General features: G+C 41.5%; 1 protein-coding gene. It reads left to right on the plus strand.

All coding sequences use genetic code 11. The features are described from left to right. Positions 1-94: 94 nt before the first annotated feature. Positions 95-2,964 (plus strand): right-handed parallel beta-helix repeat-containing protein (locus JQC92_RS21635; protein ID WP_205001603.1); only part of this gene is annotated, 2,870 nt, incomplete at its 3' end.

Genomic DNA, 2,964 nt, shown 5'->3' on the forward strand with positions numbered 1-2,964 from the left:
TACTTGATGAAAATCATTTTTGACAAGTTAGATATCGACCCGAGTAACGAAAAAGTATCTCAAGTCATCAGTGAACTTGAAGAGTTCGGGGTTATTGCAGCATAAAACTGTCCGCAGTATTGTAAATAAAGATGCAACATCATCTAATTGTAGTGATTGTGGAAACCGTCATCATCTAGAAGATAATAGTGGAAACTTGCTACATGCAAGTAATGCCACACCTTCTACAGCAACAACTTCTCAATATTTATTACCTGCTTCAAGTATTGATAATGATACTGCTGAATTGCATTTTGTACGTGATCAAGGTTACCGTGTAGCCCTATCAGAAGTACTTATTGTAGAGCAAGGAACTCTTGACACCCAGGAACCCTCAATCAGCATCACTTCACCTGCAATTAATACTTATCTCAGTAATGGGAAAGTGTGGGTTACGGGCAGTTCAACAGCCGCTTCAACAGCGTTCAATACTATTGAAGTAGGTATTCGGGTGAAAAGTAGTGCTGCACAGTTTATTTGGCAGCCGATAACACAGCTTCAATCTGAAGGTGGTTGGAGCTATCTGTGGACATTGCCGCAAGATGGTGAGTATGAATTAAAGGCTAAAATTAAAAATCTGACTTCAGATGCTGAAAGTAGTGTGGTTACTGTTACCGTCGATCAAACAGCACCTGAGCCTGTTGGTTATGCTGTAGGCACGGATGTCGCTAACGACGATGGTAGTTCGATTTCAATTGAGTGGGAGTCGTCTTCATCCTCAGATGTTCAGGGTTATAGAATTGAACGCCGTCAAGGTAGCAACGGTTATGCGCTGATAAGCGAAGTCAATTCAGAGCTTACCCAAATTGAAGATGATCAAGTAACAGCAGGTACAGCATATGAATACCGAGTTTTCAGCAAAGATAAAGCGGGTAATTACAGTGCTGCGACCTACACCGGTGAAGTCATCGCCAAAGATAACAGTGCAGATAATCAGGCTCCAGAAGACGTTACTGGCTTACAAGCTGTTATTGGAGATGGAGAAGTTTATCTAAGCTGGATTGGCAGTGTTGATACAGCTCAAGACCTAGTTGGTTACTATTTGGATATATCAACTAACGATGGTGTTAGCTGGGGAAGTCAGTCACCGAACTTCAATGACGGAAATGCGTTGGAGCTTAATAAGCAAGCATTAAATCATTTAGTAAGTGGCCTATCTAACGGTCAGGTTTATCGCTTTAGAATCAGAGCTTATGACGGTGCTGGTAATATAAGTGCAGGTGCCATTTCAACGGCGATCACACCGACACTGAACGCAGTAACTCAAGTGTCAGGCACTCTGTCTGAGAATACCTCATGGCGTACAGGTGTTTATTATATAAATGGCAATGTCACTATTCCAGAAGGTAAAACGCTTACCATTTACCCAGGAGTCATTGTAAAAGTTGGCGCTCAACGATCAATCACCGTTAAAGGCAAATTAGAGGGATTAGGTACTGAAGTTAACCCTGTGCATATTACGGCATACACTGACGACAGCGTTGGTGGAGACAGTAATGGCGATGGCTCAGCCACTCAACCAGTAGCCGGTTATTGGAGACGACTTTTTATTGATGATAATGCTGAACTTACTTTAGCTCACACTAAAGTACGTTATGGTGGTCAAGCATATGATAATGCAATCTATTCTGAATATCGGTCATCTGTAGCATTAAAAAATAGTGAAATTAGTAACAGTAAAGGTACAGGTGTCTATTCAATATACGCAAACTTAAATATTGAAAATAGCTTTATTCATAATAATAGTGGCAATGGTATTTCTGCTACAGGTGGTAGCTATGAAACTAATGCTATTTTAAAGAATAATACGATCAGCGATAACGGAAATAACGGTTTTGCGGTTACATCGACTACTTATGCCGTAGAGCTTACAGGAAATAGATTTGAGAATAATGGCAAGTATGGTATTTACTCAGACAACAAACCACGTAGCTTTATTTTAAAGAATAACAGTATCATCTCAAATACTTCAGCAGCACGTATACCGTTTTCAGCGTTGCCAAGTATAGATGACAACAATGAATTTGCAGGAAATCATAATCAGGATATCGAGTTAATAGGCGCAGACTTACAGCGAAACGTAAAAACTGATGCCAATTTAACGTATCGCATCGTTAGTGGTACCGCTAAAGTTAAAGCTGGTAGTTTACTAAATATCCCTGCGGGTAGTGTTTGGAAATTTGACTACGGCACAAGCATACAAGTAGATGGTGCCTTAAATGCCGTTGGTAGCAGCAATGCCCGAATTTATTTCACCTCATTCCGTGATGACAGTGTTGGCGGTGACACCAACCAAGATGGGTACAGTCAAGGACAGGCCGGTGATTGGAGTGGTTTATATTTTACCGATACCGTAGCAGATAACCTGACCAAACTGGCTTACATTGAAAACCGCTTTGCGGGGCGTTCGAGCACAGCAGCGATCCGCCTATACAACGCCAGCATCAGCATTACGGACTCATTGATCCGAGACAGTGCTTATCGTGGTTTACAGCTTTACGGCTCCAATTCGATAATCGAGCGTAATGAAATTGTAGATACCCAAGAAGGAACAGGGATTTGGATTGAAAACTACTCTAATCCACTCATTAAAAATAACCGCATAGCCTACTCAGGCACTAATGGCATTAGAGTCGAGTCGAGTACTTCCGCCCCTGAGTTGATAGATAACCTTATCGAACACAATAAATCTTGGGGGATATATTTCCGTTACGCCGTTAATGGTCCGGTACTTCAAGGAAATACCATCATTCACAACCAGCGTCCGATGGCGATTCCAGTCAGAATGATGCCAAACGAAGCGGATGCAAATACATTAATACCCAACGAATACAATGCAATTCACCTAAGAGGCCAATCACTCAATCGAGATTTGACGTTAGATGTCATATCAGAAGAAGGGGCGCAAATCAGTAGTTATCTGGT

Source organism: Parashewanella hymeniacidonis (assembly GCF_016900895.1).
GTDB classification, from domain to species: Bacteria; Pseudomonadota; Gammaproteobacteria; order Enterobacterales; family Shewanellaceae; genus Parashewanella; species Parashewanella hymeniacidonis.